17 protein-coding genes and 1 pseudogene are annotated in these 14,298 nt (G+C 41.6%); 16 read left to right on the plus strand and 2 right to left on the minus strand.

All coding sequences use genetic code 11. The features are described 5' to 3' along the window. Positions 1-794, minus strand: a pseudogene (locus DXA36_RS00005) (hypothetical protein); the annotation flags it as partial. Positions 795-927: 133 nt separating this feature from the next. Between DXA36_RS00005 and DXA36_RS00010 the strand changes: the two are divergent. The 16 genes from DXA36_RS00010 to DXA36_RS00095 all read left to right on the plus strand — a co-directional run bounded on the left by DXA36_RS00010 (position 928) and on the right by DXA36_RS00095 (position 13,763). Continuing rightward, positions 928-1,851 (plus strand): hypothetical protein, encoded by a 924-nt coding sequence (locus DXA36_RS00010; protein WP_118675651.1) that lies wholly within the window; start codon positions 928-930, stop codon positions 1,849-1,851. A gap of 562 nt (positions 1,852-2,413) precedes the next feature. Continuing rightward, on the plus strand, positions 2,414-2,821 hold the full coding sequence (locus DXA36_RS00015) for a hypothetical protein (protein WP_118675652.1): 408 nt from the start codon (positions 2,414-2,416) through the stop codon (positions 2,819-2,821). A 52-nt stretch (positions 2,822-2,873) separates the two neighbouring features. Further along, positions 2,874-3,071, plus strand: a complete 198-nt coding sequence (locus DXA36_RS34355; protein WP_118675653.1) for a type I CRISPR-associated protein Cas7 — start codon at positions 2,874-2,876, stop codon at positions 3,069-3,071. A 254-nt stretch (positions 3,072-3,325) separates the two neighbouring features. Further along, on the plus strand, positions 3,326-4,390 hold the full coding sequence (locus tag DXA36_RS00030) for a prolyl oligopeptidase family serine peptidase (RefSeq protein WP_147366520.1): 1,065 nt from the start codon (positions 3,326-3,328) through the stop codon (positions 4,388-4,390). A gap of 45 nt (positions 4,391-4,435) precedes the next feature. Further along, positions 4,436-5,266 (plus strand): PHP domain-containing protein, encoded by an 831-nt coding sequence (locus DXA36_RS00035; protein ID WP_118675656.1) that lies wholly within the window; start codon positions 4,436-4,438, stop codon positions 5,264-5,266. Between the two features lie 82 nt (positions 5,267-5,348). Continuing rightward, positions 5,349-6,377 carry a tetratricopeptide repeat protein gene (locus DXA36_RS33815; protein WP_279221529.1) on the plus strand — a complete coding sequence of 343 codons (1,029 nt, stop codon included), beginning with the start codon at positions 5,349-5,351 and terminating at the stop codon, positions 6,375-6,377. A 33-nt stretch (positions 6,378-6,410) separates the two neighbouring features. Next, positions 6,411-6,659, plus strand: a complete 249-nt coding sequence (locus tag DXA36_RS00050) for a hypothetical protein (protein ID WP_118675657.1) — start codon at positions 6,411-6,413, stop codon at positions 6,657-6,659. A gap of 195 nt (positions 6,660-6,854) precedes the next feature. Next, complete coding sequence (locus tag DXA36_RS00055; RefSeq protein ID WP_147366521.1) at positions 6,855-7,040, plus strand: hypothetical protein; 186 nt, start codon at positions 6,855-6,857, stop codon at positions 7,038-7,040. A 231-nt stretch (positions 7,041-7,271) separates the two neighbouring features. Beyond that, on the plus strand, positions 7,272-7,667 hold the full coding sequence (locus DXA36_RS00060; RefSeq protein WP_118675659.1) for a hypothetical protein: 396 nt from the start codon (positions 7,272-7,274) through the stop codon (positions 7,665-7,667). 19 nt (positions 7,668-7,686) lie between these two features. After that, complete coding sequence (locus DXA36_RS00065; RefSeq protein ID WP_147366522.1) at positions 7,687-7,914, plus strand: hypothetical protein; 228 nt, start codon at positions 7,687-7,689, stop codon at positions 7,912-7,914. Position 7,915: 1 nt separating this feature from the next. Further along, on the plus strand, positions 7,916-9,160 hold the full coding sequence (gene argJ / locus DXA36_RS00070; protein WP_118675661.1) for a bifunctional glutamate N-acetyltransferase/amino-acid acetyltransferase ArgJ: 1,245 nt from the start codon (positions 7,916-7,918) through the stop codon (positions 9,158-9,160). 56 nt (positions 9,161-9,216) lie between these two features. Then, positions 9,217-10,230 (plus strand): S66 family peptidase, encoded by a 1,014-nt coding sequence (locus DXA36_RS00075; RefSeq protein ID WP_118675662.1) that lies wholly within the window; start codon positions 9,217-9,219, stop codon positions 10,228-10,230. 109 nt (positions 10,231-10,339) lie between these two features. Further along, positions 10,340-12,292, plus strand: a complete 1,953-nt coding sequence (locus DXA36_RS00080) for an amidase family protein (RefSeq protein WP_118675663.1) — start codon at positions 10,340-10,342, stop codon at positions 12,290-12,292. A 191-nt stretch (positions 12,293-12,483) separates the two neighbouring features. Next, the gene (locus DXA36_RS00085; protein ID WP_118675664.1) at positions 12,484-12,744 is read left to right on the plus strand and encodes a helix-turn-helix transcriptional regulator; all 261 of its coding nucleotides are present in this window, start codon (positions 12,484-12,486) and stop codon (positions 12,742-12,744) included. Next, a complete protein-coding gene (def, locus tag DXA36_RS00090; protein ID WP_118675665.1) occupies positions 12,719-13,183 on the plus strand; it encodes a peptide deformylase in 465 nt (154 codons plus the stop codon). The genes DXA36_RS00085 and def overlap by 26 nt, the downstream gene beginning before the upstream one ends. 70 nt (positions 13,184-13,253) lie before the next feature. Then, positions 13,254-13,763, plus strand: coding sequence for a GNAT family N-acetyltransferase (locus DXA36_RS00095; RefSeq protein WP_118675666.1), 510 nt, complete (start codon positions 13,254-13,256; stop codon positions 13,761-13,763). Between the two features lie 24 nt (positions 13,764-13,787). Here the strand turns inward: DXA36_RS00095 and DXA36_RS00100 are convergent, their stop codons facing one another. Further along, entirely contained in the window at positions 13,788-14,288 is a 501-nt protein-coding gene (locus DXA36_RS00100) for a hypothetical protein (RefSeq protein WP_118675667.1), read from the minus strand. Positions 14,289-14,298: the final 10 nt, after the last annotated feature.

Consider the following 14,298-nt stretch of genomic DNA (forward strand, 5'->3'; position numbering starts at 1 on the left):
ATATAATGGTACCCATATCCGCGGCACTCCTCAAAAAATGGTTCACAGGCATAGAGGCTGTCTGCGCTCAGACATACTGGCAGGCGTGGGAATTCCCCATGCTGCTTTTTTAGCAGCCGACGGCAGGCTTTCCGCTCACAGTCCTGTTTTTCAACCTCATTGCCTTCGTTTTCTACAAACTCTGTCATGATGCTCACAAGGATATCGTTCCGAAGTACGAGTTTTGCCTCCAATACATAGTAATAGTATTCCCGGTATTCCTCCGGGGTACCTTTTCTATGGATACGGTACAGACTCTTAGGGTCCAATTCCCTCCGGCTGCTCTCCAACTGGGTTCCATCCACAATCACCTGCCAGTACTTTCCCCTTATACGGGAGCCTTCAAACACACGGCTCCGCAGCAAACGGCGCACCAGGCCGCAGACTACCCCTTGCAGCTGACTGGGGTCCAACCTCTTAAGATAGTCATTTATCCTCTCCCAGTAGGGCAGTTCCGGGAGCTCCGGCCTTCCACACAGGTATCCGATATTTTCGATCACGGTATCCGAATTGAATTCCTGGCTTGTTTTTCTCATGCTGCTGATATAAAATATAGAGGAGAGGATGCGTGTCATCAGTAAGACATGGCTCTCGTAAGTGATATACCTCTGGTCGCGAGGATCCTCCAAGTTCTTTAACGGGGACAGGAGCCCGGGGAAATAGTGATGGATCACCTTTACCAGTTCACATGCCAGATGAAACTGGGCCAGGTGTTCCCGCGTATCTTTTCTGGTGATCTTTGCTTTTGTTTTCATGATAAAAACCTCCTTTCTTTATGCGGTTGCGAAGAAATAATTCTTTGGTCAGTTTTATTATCTCGCAATCCCACGTAAAGTGGGAGGTTTTTTTTATTCTAATTTTTTAATCGTCAGAGCTGGAAAGATATATATGGATGCACTGAAAGGCTCAATTATATATGAACCATCAAAATATCAGTTGTTAGAAAGAGGGTGGAGTAACGACAATAAATTAGAAGTATCGATTGTTGCAGAAGACTTGAATCAAATCAAGAGCCAGTTTGAAGCTATTCAAGAAATATTTAATCAAGATTATAGTCAATCAGATCTTGCTGATGGCATTCGCTCAGAAACGCAGGAGTTATTGACAATAGATGGAATTGAAAGTATCTATGTAAGTTTCGTGAGAATTCCTATACATGTATTTGTAAGTAATAATAGTTTGGATATTGATATTGTTGCGAACAAAAGAGTTTATAATGAGCTGTTATCAAATTATAAAGATGATATTATTCAGCAGATTGTAGGGGAACAAGTTTTAAAAAATCATTTTAAACGAAAATATTTAAGGGATAACTATTTGTGTGAAAGATTTGGAGAAGTGGAAAATTTTTTTCAAATGATTAAGAATGAGCATTTTGCTAAAGGAAGAAAAAAGAAAGAGATAAAAAAAATAAATTCGTTGATTTTATCATCTAGACAATTACTGGATGGAGAAGTGGAGCATATCTTAGTATTCCTTGCAACGGATTCATCAATGGTTTGCTTGGAAGTTGATAATCTTGATGACTGGGCGTATGATACGCAGTTTGTAGGAAAATTGTCAAGATATGTGGGGAAAGCGAAACTGGAAATTTCATATTCTAGATGTAGAGATGAGGGGAAAGCACTTCGAAAATTACAGCAAGGGCATGTTGTTGAACGATGTAAAAGAAGTGAGATAAATAAATATGTCTGTTGGAAATTTGATGACAAATATGAGGTATATGGAGTACCAATAGAGCGTACGGTATTGAATGCAGACACAACATGTGTCATTATTAATTATTTTTTGCATGATCTCAAAAATATGTAGTGTGATAACACTACTTTAGATAGACTACAGGAATAAAAAAATCGAAACAAAGTAGTTTTGACTGGCTCTATTTTGACTCTAAAAATTTAGAGTGGAAAAAATACGAGAACACTTTTTGAAGAACATGTATAATAAATACGCTAAAAATCAGAGTAAAGCAGTCAGTTCAAGCTACCCGCACCAGAATTTGAGTGATACAAACTTATCCTCGGAAGGCCTATTTTACAGGCCTTCCGGTTTTTTGTTCTGTGACATTACGGTGACATTATTCTATGTCTGTTATCACCTCATTTAACAAAGTGATTGCATCTTTTTATACTTTATGTACCTATTATGAATATTTACCTGTTAAACATAAAAGTATGGTACAATATTTACAATATACGCTTTTGAAATAATGAAGTGTAGTGGTTGCAGGCATCCGGCCCATCGCGAAGCGTTTCATTGTCTGGATGCAGTAACAGTTTAGATTTGTCTGAACTGCTACCTTGTATTCAATTGTGTTAAAGGATCATTATTTATAAGTATATAATTCGATAATTGTTCGATAATGGTGGGTAAGATGAAAGGAGAAACAGATTTACTATTATTATATAGCAAGGATAAAGTGATATTTAAACAAAAAATATCAAATCCTGAAATGTGGGATATCGCATTGGCTCGCCGTAATCAGCTTCTGAAAATACACTTGTCAAATGTTTCAAAGTTGGCTCGGGAATTTGGAGTCAACTTTGGCATGGGGGAATTCTTAGGGGTTATAGGATATTTACATGATTATGGGAAAGGTTCACCACAATGGAAGGAATATCTCATAAAAAAATTAATGTATGAAGATATTCCGACGATTCCCCATAGTAAATATGGCGCAAAATACTGTTTTACTAAAGCTGATTCATTTCAGTATATTGCCAATGGTGCCCGCAAAGAATGGTTTGATGTGAGGGCATTCGGCAGGTATTGGCGTTTATAGGGAAAATGAAAAGGAAGCTGGTGTATCAATCGTGATAAGGGGGCCTGTAAGTATGCAAAGTGCGTTCAGTATTGGTTCGGTAGATGTTGAAAGCTTGAAGATTACAAAAAGTGTAAATTTCGAAACAAACGTAAACAATCCATCGAAAAAAGCAGGTGATACAATAGGGCAAAAACACCGTGTCAGTAAAGGGGTATATGTAACATATGGAAGCATTAACAGACAGCTTTCAGAAAAAACGCATTTCTAATATGAGGATGTGGAGAATCTGAAAAAAGCGATACTAAAATTATTTGATAATGATGAATCTTCTGCACGTCAAAGCGGAAGTATGGAAGTAATAAAAGTCATCTGGTGGACACATACCGACCAAGTAGTATCTTCTGCTAAGGTACACCGTTGACTTAAAGTCAATCATGATGGAACCTATATGCTGACCTCTATAGACGGAGTAAAAACAGAGGAGCTTGACGGGCAATAAGTCCATAGAGACAGTAGTATTGATTGTCAGAAGCTGGTAGTTTAAAGACAGGGGCAAAGGAAAAAATCGTTACCGTGGTCCTGGTGGATAGTTATAATATTCTTATGCAGGGATATGTCTGTGACGGAAAAGATACACAACAAATTATGAATATCGACGGAAGGATGAAAAAAATGGATGTAATCAATAGAATGTCTGAAATTATCGGTCTTGAACCAATTACAGATAAAATTAATTATGTCTGCCATTCCGTTATTGATTGTGATACATACACGAGAAATAAAATAGAATATGTAGTTCATGGCCGAAGCATCCCTGCCTTTCTGCTTGTCCCCAAAGGCCATGGACCCTTTCCAGCCGTTTTGGTTAATCATCAGCACCATAGTCAACGAAACTGGGGCAAAAGTGAAGTTTGCGGATTAGTTGGTAATCCGTTACAGGCTTTTGGAAGTAAACTTGCTTGTGCAGGATTTGTGGTAATTGCTCCCGATGCAATATGTTTTGAGGAACGAAGGGTAAACGCATCTGGTACGGAAGAAAACCATAAAGAAGATGAATGGAATCATTTCCTTGCGCTATGTCATGGTATTTTAACAGGTGAAACACTGGCGAAGATTGCTATAGAAGATGCCATAGGTGCAATTAGTGTTCTTAATGGTTTGGATATTGTAGATAAATTTAAAATCGGCTGCTTAGGTCATTCCTACGGAGGAAACACGACATTTTTCGCTGCCGCTTTTGACCAAAGAATAAAATATGCTGTGTCAAGCGGAAGTGTTGTCAGCTATAAATATCGTATGGATAACTTAACAGGCATAGAAATGTCCAGTATTATCCCTGGATTTCTCAAAGAATTTGAAATTGCAGATGTAATAAAAGAAATAGCACCGAGACATTTCCTGATTATTTGTTCCGATGATGATAAGTATTCAAAGGATGCGCCACAAATCTTTGAGACGGTAAAAAAGCACTATACATCAAAAAATGCAGAACATAACCTGCAGATAAAGCAATATAAAGGCAGTCATCAGTTGACACAGGAACGCGTTGACTATATCTTAAATTGGATAATCGGCTTTGCTAAATGACTCGTATGCATAAATCCAATTGCCGTAATCAGGAGGATACGTAATATGATTGATGCACATGTTCATTTAGAAAAAGGGGAATATTGTATCGAATGGATTAACGAATTCATTTCCTATGCAGTATCCCGAAATATTGATGAAATTTATTTTCTTGAACATACTCACATTTTTAAAGAATGCCAGAGTTTATATGATGAAATGTCCCAATATAATGCGTATCAAAATCTATGGTATAAGAAAAAACTAAAAATGTCACGGCCGCTGAAAGACTATACAGATTTCATCGAACGAATGAAGAATAATCATTTTCCGGTTAAAGTGAAGTTTGGGTTGGAGGTATGCTATTCCCCCGGGCACGAGGCGGATATAGAAAGGCTGAAAAAAGCATATCCCTTTGATTTCCTTGTTGGTTCAATACATTTTATTGACGGCTGGGCCTTTAGCCATATAAAACAGCCATGGAAAAGGGAGGATTATGATTTAAAAGTTTTGTATCGTCGTTATTATAAATTGATGTATGCGTTAGCAGACAGTACTCTTTTTTCGGGGTTAGCGCATCCGAATTCATTGCAATGCTTTGGAGCATATCCGATAGAAGATTATATGGAAGAATACGAAAAAATTGCTGATGTGTTAAAGAAAAACAATATGTATATTGAAGAAAGCAGCGGATTGGCAATCAATTATGGGGATATGGAATTAGGAATGAATAAACGGATGCTGGAAGCAATGAAGAACAAAAAAGTCAAAATCGTTACCGCATCAGATGCCCATATTCCTCAAAATGTTGGTAAGCTGATACCGGAAATGTATGATTATCTCACTAAGGAAAATCGTATTCTCCATTTAAACCAAAATATGGATGGATTCTTTTGAGTCGCATGATACAATAAACTTGTTGTTGTAAGATTATTGCTGATATGGTGTTAGGATAGCAGAATATAACAGGAGAAAAGGAATGGCAAATTTACAAGTGAAGAAAGAGATATTAGAGATAGTGGATAATCAGTTAAAAGCAAATGATCCCCCTTGCACGAAAGCAGTTTATGAAAGATTACTTGAGGCCGGATGTTCTAATAGAGAGGCAAAGGAAAAAATCGGCACTGTAGTCTTAACGGAAATTTATGATATCCTAAAGCAGGGAAAATCATTTTCTGAGGAAAAATATGAAAAAAGTCTGAAAGAAATGCTTCAGCAAAGCCTTGATTTTGAAGAGGATGGTTCTCTTAATGCAGAATGGGATGAGCTTGTTCAAAAGGGATATGAATGTATAGGGAAGCAGAAAACAGAGGAGGGATTGGGATATTGGGAAGAGGCCTGGTTAAAATTTCAGTCTGTTATGGAACAGCAGGCAGAAGTGCTTCCGCTTATTGAATTGATGGAAGAACTGGATTATAGTTACCCAATAGATGGATGGTTACAGGATTATGAAATGGAACTTGGTAATGCCGGAAAAAATGAGGAAAGAATTGCTTTTTGCCGGAAAGTATTAGAAATATTCGATTGGAAGGCGGAGGATGACAGCTGCTTTCAGTGTGGGGTGGCAGATTCCCTTTTTGCAATGGGAAAGAAAGAGGATGCCTGTAGCTATTATGAAAAATGGCTGACTGAGGATCTCCGGAACAGTAATGGAATAGCTGGATTCAGTTGGCTCCTTTTGGAAAACGGGGAAGCAGAAAGGGCATATGAATTAGTAAGAAAAGCAACATGGGGTATCTCCTGCAACATAGATAATTTGATTCTCTTTATGCGGGCAAAACAATTGGCGGAATATGTTGGAAAACAGGATGAGAGTGAATGGTATCAGCAGCAGCAGGATAAGTTTGAGGAATCCTTTCGAAATTTGGAATGGGGTGAGGAGGATATTTTTGATGAATTTACAGCGCCCAAACAGATACCTGTTGTAAAGCCGCTAAAGATATATCCGAACGATCAATGTCCGTGCGGAAGTGGAAAAAAATACAAGAAATGCTGCGGAAAAAAATAATTACAATAAGAAGAAAGCGGATGGTGAGGGTTAATGAATTTATCAAAGTTTTTAAACTCAGTGGATACTTTATCCCAGTTGATGGACAGGGAACAGCTTACAGCATTTATTCATGAAATTGCCAGATCGCTTCCGGAAACAAATCGTACTAATTTTCTGAAAAGACTGAAAAACAGTACAGATTCTGCGGGAAAAGAAAAGGATTATAAGGAAACAGATAAGAGCAGGTACATAGAAATAAAAAGAAAGCTTGAAAAGATAGAAGAATGGGAAATGAGTTAATGCAGTACTCTTAACGAAGAATATGATGATTGGTATAATAGTGATGCGGAGGAGTATCAGGATTATTCGGAGGAACCTCTTACAATTGAGGAACTGGAGGATTATAATCTTGCGAAGATTAATTATAAGGATCTGGCAGTAGAGGCCTTGTATCTTACGTATTCTATAAACCCGCTGGATGGAAGAGCGCAAGCCTTGTATAGCATAATTCAAGAAGCAGAAATAAGTGAGATTTCTTTGGAAATGATTATGCAGTGTGGAGAAGAACTTACAGAGTTTAACGAATTCCTTCCAAAGTGGATTGCATACCTTGGAAATCAAAATTCTCATATAGCCCTGAAACTGTTGAATGAGGCGATGGAACTTTCAGGCGATGCATAGTGTTTGTTGACGAGTGCGAGAGCTTACAAGGAGCGGCATCCCGGACTATACGAAAAATATATCAGGGAAAATCAGAATAAATTAAGTTATGAAAATTTGTTGTTAGTGGGTAAAGAAGCATTGGAAAGAATCGTTCCTAAGCATTTGGTCAGAAGTCGTATAGCATTACTCCTTGCAAATATGGTAATAAGAAAAAGCGGAAAAGTAACGACAGAAGTGGAGCAATACTGGATGGAGACATTTCGTTCCGATTCATGTACGGTTCATTTCCTGCGCATGATGATGGAATGCCGGGATTTTTATAAATGGCAAAAAAAACTACAAGAAATCAATCATGGTTTTCTTATTAAAAACAAGAATGGAAATTCATATGCTTATGACAGAGCTTCTGATTTAAAGGAGAATGAGCCGAATCTGGAGAATATTTATCTGACTGCAATCTTAAATGGAGAATATAATTTTATAAAGGAACAGGGAATGAATTATAAAGGAGCGCTGGGGTGGAGCGCGTCTTATATGAAAAATGGGCTATCTGCATTTTTGCTGCTTCTCCTGAATTCTGAATTGCTTCTGCAGGGGGGAAGGGAAATGTTTTGTCCAATCGAAACGGCGGCATCCATTGTCTGAAACGGAGCAGGATAGCTATTTGAAATGGGTTGAGCAGCTTGTAAGAAAAAGAGTGGATGGTATTATGGAAGGTAATTATAGAAAGTATTATCATGAATGTGCAGGATATATTGCAGCATTAGGTGAAGTGATGGAGTCCAGAGGCATCTTGAAGGGAAAGCAAAGATTGATGCTCGGGTATAAACAGGACTATTCCAGAAGAAGGGCATTTCATGAAGCATTAAGGAATTTTGGTATGAGGGATTAACATGAATAAAGAATATGATGGATACCGGTATGTAGAAGGCGGCGTATGCGCCGCAATAGGGTTTTCCGCTAATGGTCTGAACTGCGGTTTGAATCCTGACAAGTCCAAAAATGATTTGGGAATGATCTATAGTGAAAGGTTGTGTACGGCTGCTGCAGTATATACGCAAAATAAGGTAAAGGGCGCCCCTGTCCTTGTGACAAAGCGGCATCTGGAGGCCAGTGGCGGTACTGCAAAGGCGGTTATCGTCAATTCGAAAAATGCGAATACCTGTAACGCAGATGGCGTGGATATTGCAGAGGAAATCTGCGGACTTGCGGCAAACGCTCTTGGGATTTATGCCCGGGAAGTGATAATTGCATCTACCGGCGTTATAGGACAGCCTATGTCTGTGAAGCCGTTTGCGGAGCATATGCAGGAGCTGGCGGCAGGTTTATCCAAAGATGGGCATAGAGAAGCCGCCACGGCCATTATGACGACAGATACGGTCAGAAAAGAAGCGGCTGTAGAATTTAAGATTGCAGACAGGGTATGCCGTCTGGGAGGTATGGCAAAAGGAAGCGGTATGATACATCCCAATATGGCAACCACCTTGAATTTTATAACAACGGATGTGTCAATAAGCGCAGAAATGCTGCAGAACGCATTAAAAGATATCGTGAAAACGACCTATAACTGTTTAAGTATTGATGGGGATACCTCCACCAATGATATGGTGAGTGTTATGGCGAACGGCGAGGCCGGAAATCCGGAGATTACCGCAGATGGGACTGCATATCAAAGCTTCCGTCTGGCATTGTTTATTGTTATGTCGGAGCTGACAAAAATGCTGGCGGCAGATGGTGAAGGCGCCTCCAAGTTCCTGGAGTGCTCCTGCTCAGGAGCACCTGATCAGCGGACTGCCGTAATGGTAGCCAAAAGTGTAATTCAATCTTCTTTAGTAAAATGCCTGATGTTTGGCGGAGATGCAAACTGGGGACGGATTATGTGTGCAATTGGTTATGCAGATGCAGAATTTGATATGAACAGAGTGGATGTGGATGTATCCTCTGACGCTGGCACTATAGAAGTATGTAGAGGAAATTCCGTAATCCTGCCATTTTCTGAAGAAAAAGCAGCGATGATACTGGGAGAAAAAGAGATTACAATTGCTGTTAATCTGAATCTGGGAGAAGCCGAGGCGAAAGCGTGGGGCTGTGATCTGACCTATGATTATGTGAAAATAAATGGGGATTACCGTTCCTGACGAACCTTATTGGGAAGCTCAGATTCTGTTTAATTACAATAAAGGAGATCCATAACATGCATCCTCTTATGAAACCGCAAAAACTGCGTCCGGGAGATACCATAGCAACAATATCCTTATCAGGAGGACGGGCCGGCGATCCTGACATGATAGAACGATATACCTTTGGAAAACAGCAGCTGAAAGAACATTTCGGTTTGCATGTTGTGGAAACGCCCAATTCCCTGAAAGGGAAAGCATATTTGTATAACAATCCCCGATGCAGGGCGGAGGATTTGAATTGGGCGCTGACGAATCCACGGATAAAAGGAATCTTCGTGAATTCGGGGGGAGATGACGGTGCACGACTGCTGCCGTATCTTGATGTTAATCGGATCAGAAGCAATCCTAAGATCCTGCTTGGCTATTCCGATGTATCCGTGTTTCATATGATGTTTACCTATGCAGGGGTCTCTTCCTTTTATGGGGCAAACGTGCTTTCATCAATAGCGCAGCCGGATGGCCTTGATACTTATACGGAAAAGTGGATCCGGAAGGTTCTCTTTTCCGGATCCTGCATCGGAGAAGTGGAGCCTGAAGATAAACGGGCTGAAATCCAGTGGGATAAAACGAAAAAGTCCGAATGGGTCACGAATACCGGCTATGAGCTTCTGCAGGGGAAAGGCAGGGTAACAGGCCGTTTGCTGGGGGGCTGCTGTGGTTCTATGCAGCAGATCATGGGAACGGAAATATTTCCGGATAAGGAGCTATGGAAAGACAGTATTTTGTTTATGGATATCGGTACCCCTTATGGGGTGGAGACGGCAACGCTTCATCAGCTGAGGGCTTTTGCCGCAGCAGGGATATTCAAGTATGCAAGAGGATTACTCTGTACGGGAATGAATGACAGTGATAAGGATATATTGATAAAAGTAATACGGTATGAGGAAGGTTTAACAGATCTTCCGGTTTTGTATAATCTTGCTATTGGCCACAGAATCCCTATGACGGTTATACCAACAGGAGCCTTGGCTGAAATTGACTGTGATCATACTACTTTTTCCATATTGGAAGCAGGCGTAAAAGAATAATTTTAACGCCTGCTGCTATTATTCGTTTATAGAAACAGGGGGTTCTGATAATAAGCGTGGGTTTAAAGCGGCTTGTACCTGGAAGCACAGGAAAAACAGGGAAGATAACATGGGGGTAGATATGGTTTATGACGATTTGCTGGATAACATTGCGGAACAGCTTTCGGCAGCGGGACATACGGAGCTGCTGGAGAAGATAAGAAACCCGGAGGTCTGTATCCATTTGGCTTTATGCAGGGAACCTTATATTCAGTACATGATTAGCGGTAAAAAAACAATCGAATCCAGAATCACGAAGAATAAATGTATGCCCTACGGAAAAGTGGAGAAGGGGGATCTGGTTATCCTGAAACAGACATCAGGACCGGTGCTTGCGGTTTTTTCCGTAGCTGAGGTGAACAGCTTTGATACCCGGTATAGCAGCCTGCCGGAAATAAGACACACCTATCAGAAGCAATTGTATATCCATGATGACTGGTGGGAAAATAAAAAGGATGCCCGTTATGCTGCTTTGATCGGAATCAGGGAAATTGCCGCTCTGCAGCCAATCCGGCTTGCTCTGGAAAAAAACAGGCAGTCGTGGATCATACTGAGAGAGCGGGGGGAGAAACCAAAGGTACCGCTGAATATAGCGGAGAAAGCAGCTTCTTTCTATCCATATGCAGGAATTGATCAGCTTCAGGAGGCATTCAAAGCGGGAAAATTGACGGTAAAAGAACTTGTATTGCTTTACCTTAATCGGATAGCAAAGTTTGACTGCGGTGACAATGGCTTGAAGGCTGTTTTGGAAATTAACCCGGATGCGCTGTTTTTGGCGGAGGCTTTGGACAGAAAGCTGGCAAGAGGAGAGCAGACAGGCGCCTTGTTCGGCATACCGGTTTTGATTAAGGACAACATCAATACGTCTGACAGAATGCATACGCGTGCCGGTTCTTTTGCGCTGAAGGATAATTATGCCCCTGCCGATGCGGCGATCGTCAAAAAGCTGCGTGAGGCCGATGCTGTTTTGCTGGGTAAAGCAAATATGACGGAATTTGCCAATTTTATGACCGACGGGGAAATGCCGGACGGTTACAGTGCCTGCGGCGGTCAGGTGATAAATCCCTATGTGCGGGAAAAAACACCCGGCGGTTCCAGTTCAGGCTCCGCTGTGGCAGTTGCGGCCGGGTTCTGTACGGCGGCAATCGGTACGGAAACCTGCGGCTCCATCGTTTCCCCGTCGGGCCAAAACGGAATTGTCGGGATAAAACCAACTCTGGGTCTGGTCGGCCGAAGCGGGATTATTCCTATTTCCAGCACGCTGGATACGGCAGGGCCTATGGCAAGAACGGTCCGGGATGCTGCAATTGTTCTTGATGTAATATCCGGTGAGGATCCGGATGATCCGGCAACCTTTCTGCAGCCCGTAACGGTATGTGCGGACGCAGCGGCGGAGAGCAGTCTGACGGGTCTGAAAATAGGTATTTACCGGCCGGGAACAACTGCCTGTCAGGAAATGCACAGAGCACGATTTGCTTTCCTATGTAAAAAAATAAGGGAATCGGGTGCAATTCTTACGGATAACCTGGAATTCCATGAGGATTTTAATGTATGGCATATAACGAAATACGAGTTCAAATCGGCCATGAATTATTATCTTTCCACATGTCATGCGGACACCAATATAAGAACACTGTCGGATATCATAGCCTGCCATGAGGCGTACCCGGATATTGCATTACGATATGGACAGAGAAATCTGGCGGAAATAGAAGCGCATACCGGAGGAAATCTCACGGAGGCGGAATATCTGCATATGCTGGTCAGGCGGGATGAGGTGATACAAAGTTTTGATGCGTTATTTGCGAAATATGACATTGATATTATAATGTGCGAAACCTATAACAATACCATTGCCCCGTTCACAGGATTCCCCAGCCTAATTCTTCCTATCGGGCAGAGAGAGGATAAGCTTCCTATAGACTGTTATTTTATGGCGAGGCGGTTTCAGGAAAAAACATTGATTAAGGCGGCAGCCGCAATAGAAAAGCTCCTCGGGGTAACATTACGTCCTGTACTTTAATACAGATGTGGTAACTTGTAAGGGCATGATATATTGTAAGGTTGACATGACAGAAAAATACGGATATACTAAACGTAAAGTTTACCTTACATAGGAGCTTCGCATACGGACAAGAACAAGTGTGAAAGTTCCTTTTATACTACTTATTGTTGCAGTATCACGGGTTTACCTGCGATATGCGGAGGATAGAAATGAAAAACAGGATAAGGCAGCTGCGGGAAGAAAAAGGGTTAACCCAGGAGCAGTTAGGAGAGATGGTAGGGACCTCCAGGCAGGCCATTAACGCAATAGAAACGGAAAAGTCCGAACCGTCCATCTGGCTTGCCTATGACATTTCCCAGGCTTTTGGATGTTCAATCGAAGAAGTTTTTTTATTTGGAGAAAGTCCCAGAAAATCAAGGGCGGACAGCAGCAGGAGGGATAATCATGGCAATCAGGCAGCTTCGATATAACCAGGATCCGATTTTGCGGAAACGGTGTAAAGAGGTAAAGGAAGTGAATGACAGAATCAGGCTTTTGCTGGATGATATGCTGGATACCCTGCATCATACAGAAAACGCGGCGGCTCTGGCCGCCAATCAGGTCGGTATCGTAAAAAGGCTGGTGGTCATCGATTATTGCGACCGCCTGCTGAAACTGGTAAACCCGCAGATAATCGAAAGCAGCGGTATCCAGGAATGCATGGAAGGCTGTCTCAGTTTTCCGGGCCGTTTCGTGAAAACCATCCGGCCTCAGCGGGTCACTGTCCGTGCCCTGAATGAGTACGGAGAAGAAATCCGGATATCCGGAGAAAACGAGATGGCAAAATGTTTATGCCATGAAATCGGACATCTGGATGGTGAGATTTTTCTTGATAAGGCCATTGAGGAAGATGAAAATGAGGGAAGCTGACCCCCTGTATCTGGGAAAGCTTCCTGTAATGGAGTAGGAGGAAGGATGCAGCCGATAAGGGGGATGGCGGATGAAAGATGAGAGACTGGAAAACATGCCGGATAACGATCTGGAAGTTACTGCATGGAGGGATGCTTTTTCAACAGAAGTATGTACTTGGAAGTATCCGAAACCTTATGATATTTATAATCTTCCCGATTATGAAATATTGTGCAGGAAATCCATCGGTTTTGCCAATGAGGAAAAAAAGAAAAACTTCAGAGGGGTTCTGTGTCAGGGGAAACTGATCGGTTTTTTTAACCTGAAGGATGAAGGTTCAGAAGTTTTTTTCGGTATCGGAATCCGGCCGGATTGGTGTTCAAAAGGCTTTGGAAGCCGTATCATCCGATTGGCGACAGCGGAAAGTGCCCGCTTATATGGCGCCAAAACAATATATCTGGATGTAAGGGAATGGAATCAAAGAGCTGTTTCCTGCTATTCGTCTGCCGGATTCCGTGTCCGGGAAAGGCTCGCACAGGATACATATGCGGGAAGCGGGGAATTCATCCGAATGGAATTTGATTGGAAGGATAAACGATGAAAATGACTATTATTTTTCCGTCTTTTACAGAGGCTCTTCTTCATAGTGAATCGGAAGCTTAAGAACCTCCGGCTCCAGTTTGTCATGATAAATATCGTCTCCGCCCGCTTCCACATAGACTTTTCCTATTTCTTTAAAGGTTTTCAGGCCTTCGGGCGTCACATATTTCTGCTTTGTAAATTCCATATGCAGCCTGTAAAGTGTGGAGCGGAAGGAAGAGATGGTACGCTCATTGTCCCTGTCTATATGGGATTCCAGCAGTACTTTTATTTCCTTAACATCGGTGTGAGTCTCTGCTTCATATTGGCGGAGTGTTTCGATTTCTGACTGATGCTGCTTCAGTGTGTTTTGTATCAGGGTATCCTTATCCTCAAGCCCTTTCCTTTTTCTGTAATATCGGGTTAGAAGGCTTCCGAGAGTGGTAAACAGCTTAGACAGGCAGGAAATCAGGGATGAGAGAAAAAAGATGACGCCAAAGATTGTTATCGTGTCATATGTTCTTAGAGAATCGATGATTGTATCCATGTAAACGTTA

This window comes from Eisenbergiella sp. OF01-20, assembly GCF_003478085.1.
GTDB lineage: Bacteria > Bacillota > Clostridia > Lachnospirales > Lachnospiraceae > Eisenbergiella.

Excerpts from the sequence above, each read along its gene's own strand:
- DXA36_RS00075 (WP_118675662.1), top strand. The coding sequence starts at position 9,217 with ATGCATCCTCTTATGAAACCGCAAAAACTGCGTCCGGGAGATACCATA.
- DXA36_RS00010 (WP_118675651.1), top strand. The coding sequence starts at position 928 with ATGGATGCACTGAAAGGCTCAATTATATATGAACCATCAAAATATCAG.
- DXA36_RS00085 (WP_118675664.1), top strand. The coding sequence starts at position 12,484 with ATGAAAAACAGGATAAGGCAGCTGCGGGAAGAAAAAGGGTTAACCCAG.
- DXA36_RS00050 (WP_118675657.1), top strand. The coding sequence starts at position 6,411 with ATGAATTTATCAAAGTTTTTAAACTCAGTGGATACTTTATCCCAGTTG.
- DXA36_RS00015 (WP_118675652.1), top strand. The coding sequence starts at position 2,414 with ATGAAAGGAGAAACAGATTTACTATTATTATATAGCAAGGATAAAGTG.
- DXA36_RS33815 (WP_279221529.1), top strand. The coding sequence starts at position 5,349 with ATGGCAAATTTACAAGTGAAGAAAGAGATATTAGAGATAGTGGATAAT.
- DXA36_RS00035 (WP_118675656.1), top strand. The coding sequence starts at position 4,436 with ATGATTGATGCACATGTTCATTTAGAAAAAGGGGAATATTGTATCGAA.
- DXA36_RS00100 (WP_118675667.1), bottom strand. The coding sequence starts at position 14,288 with ATGGATACAATCATCGATTCTCTAAGAACATATGACACGATAACAATC.
- DXA36_RS00095 (WP_118675666.1), top strand. The coding sequence starts at position 13,254 with ATGAAAGATGAGAGACTGGAAAACATGCCGGATAACGATCTGGAAGTT.
- DXA36_RS00080 (WP_118675663.1), top strand. The coding sequence starts at position 10,340 with ATGGGGGTAGATATGGTTTATGACGATTTGCTGGATAACATTGCGGAA.
- def (WP_118675665.1), top strand. The coding sequence starts at position 12,719 with ATGGCAATCAGGCAGCTTCGATATAACCAGGATCCGATTTTGCGGAAA.
- DXA36_RS34355 (WP_118675653.1), top strand. The coding sequence starts at position 2,874 with ATGCAAAGTGCGTTCAGTATTGGTTCGGTAGATGTTGAAAGCTTGAAG.
- argJ (WP_118675661.1), top strand. The coding sequence starts at position 7,916 with ATGAATAAAGAATATGATGGATACCGGTATGTAGAAGGCGGCGTATGC.
- DXA36_RS00060 (WP_118675659.1), top strand. The coding sequence starts at position 7,272 with ATGGAGACATTTCGTTCCGATTCATGTACGGTTCATTTCCTGCGCATG.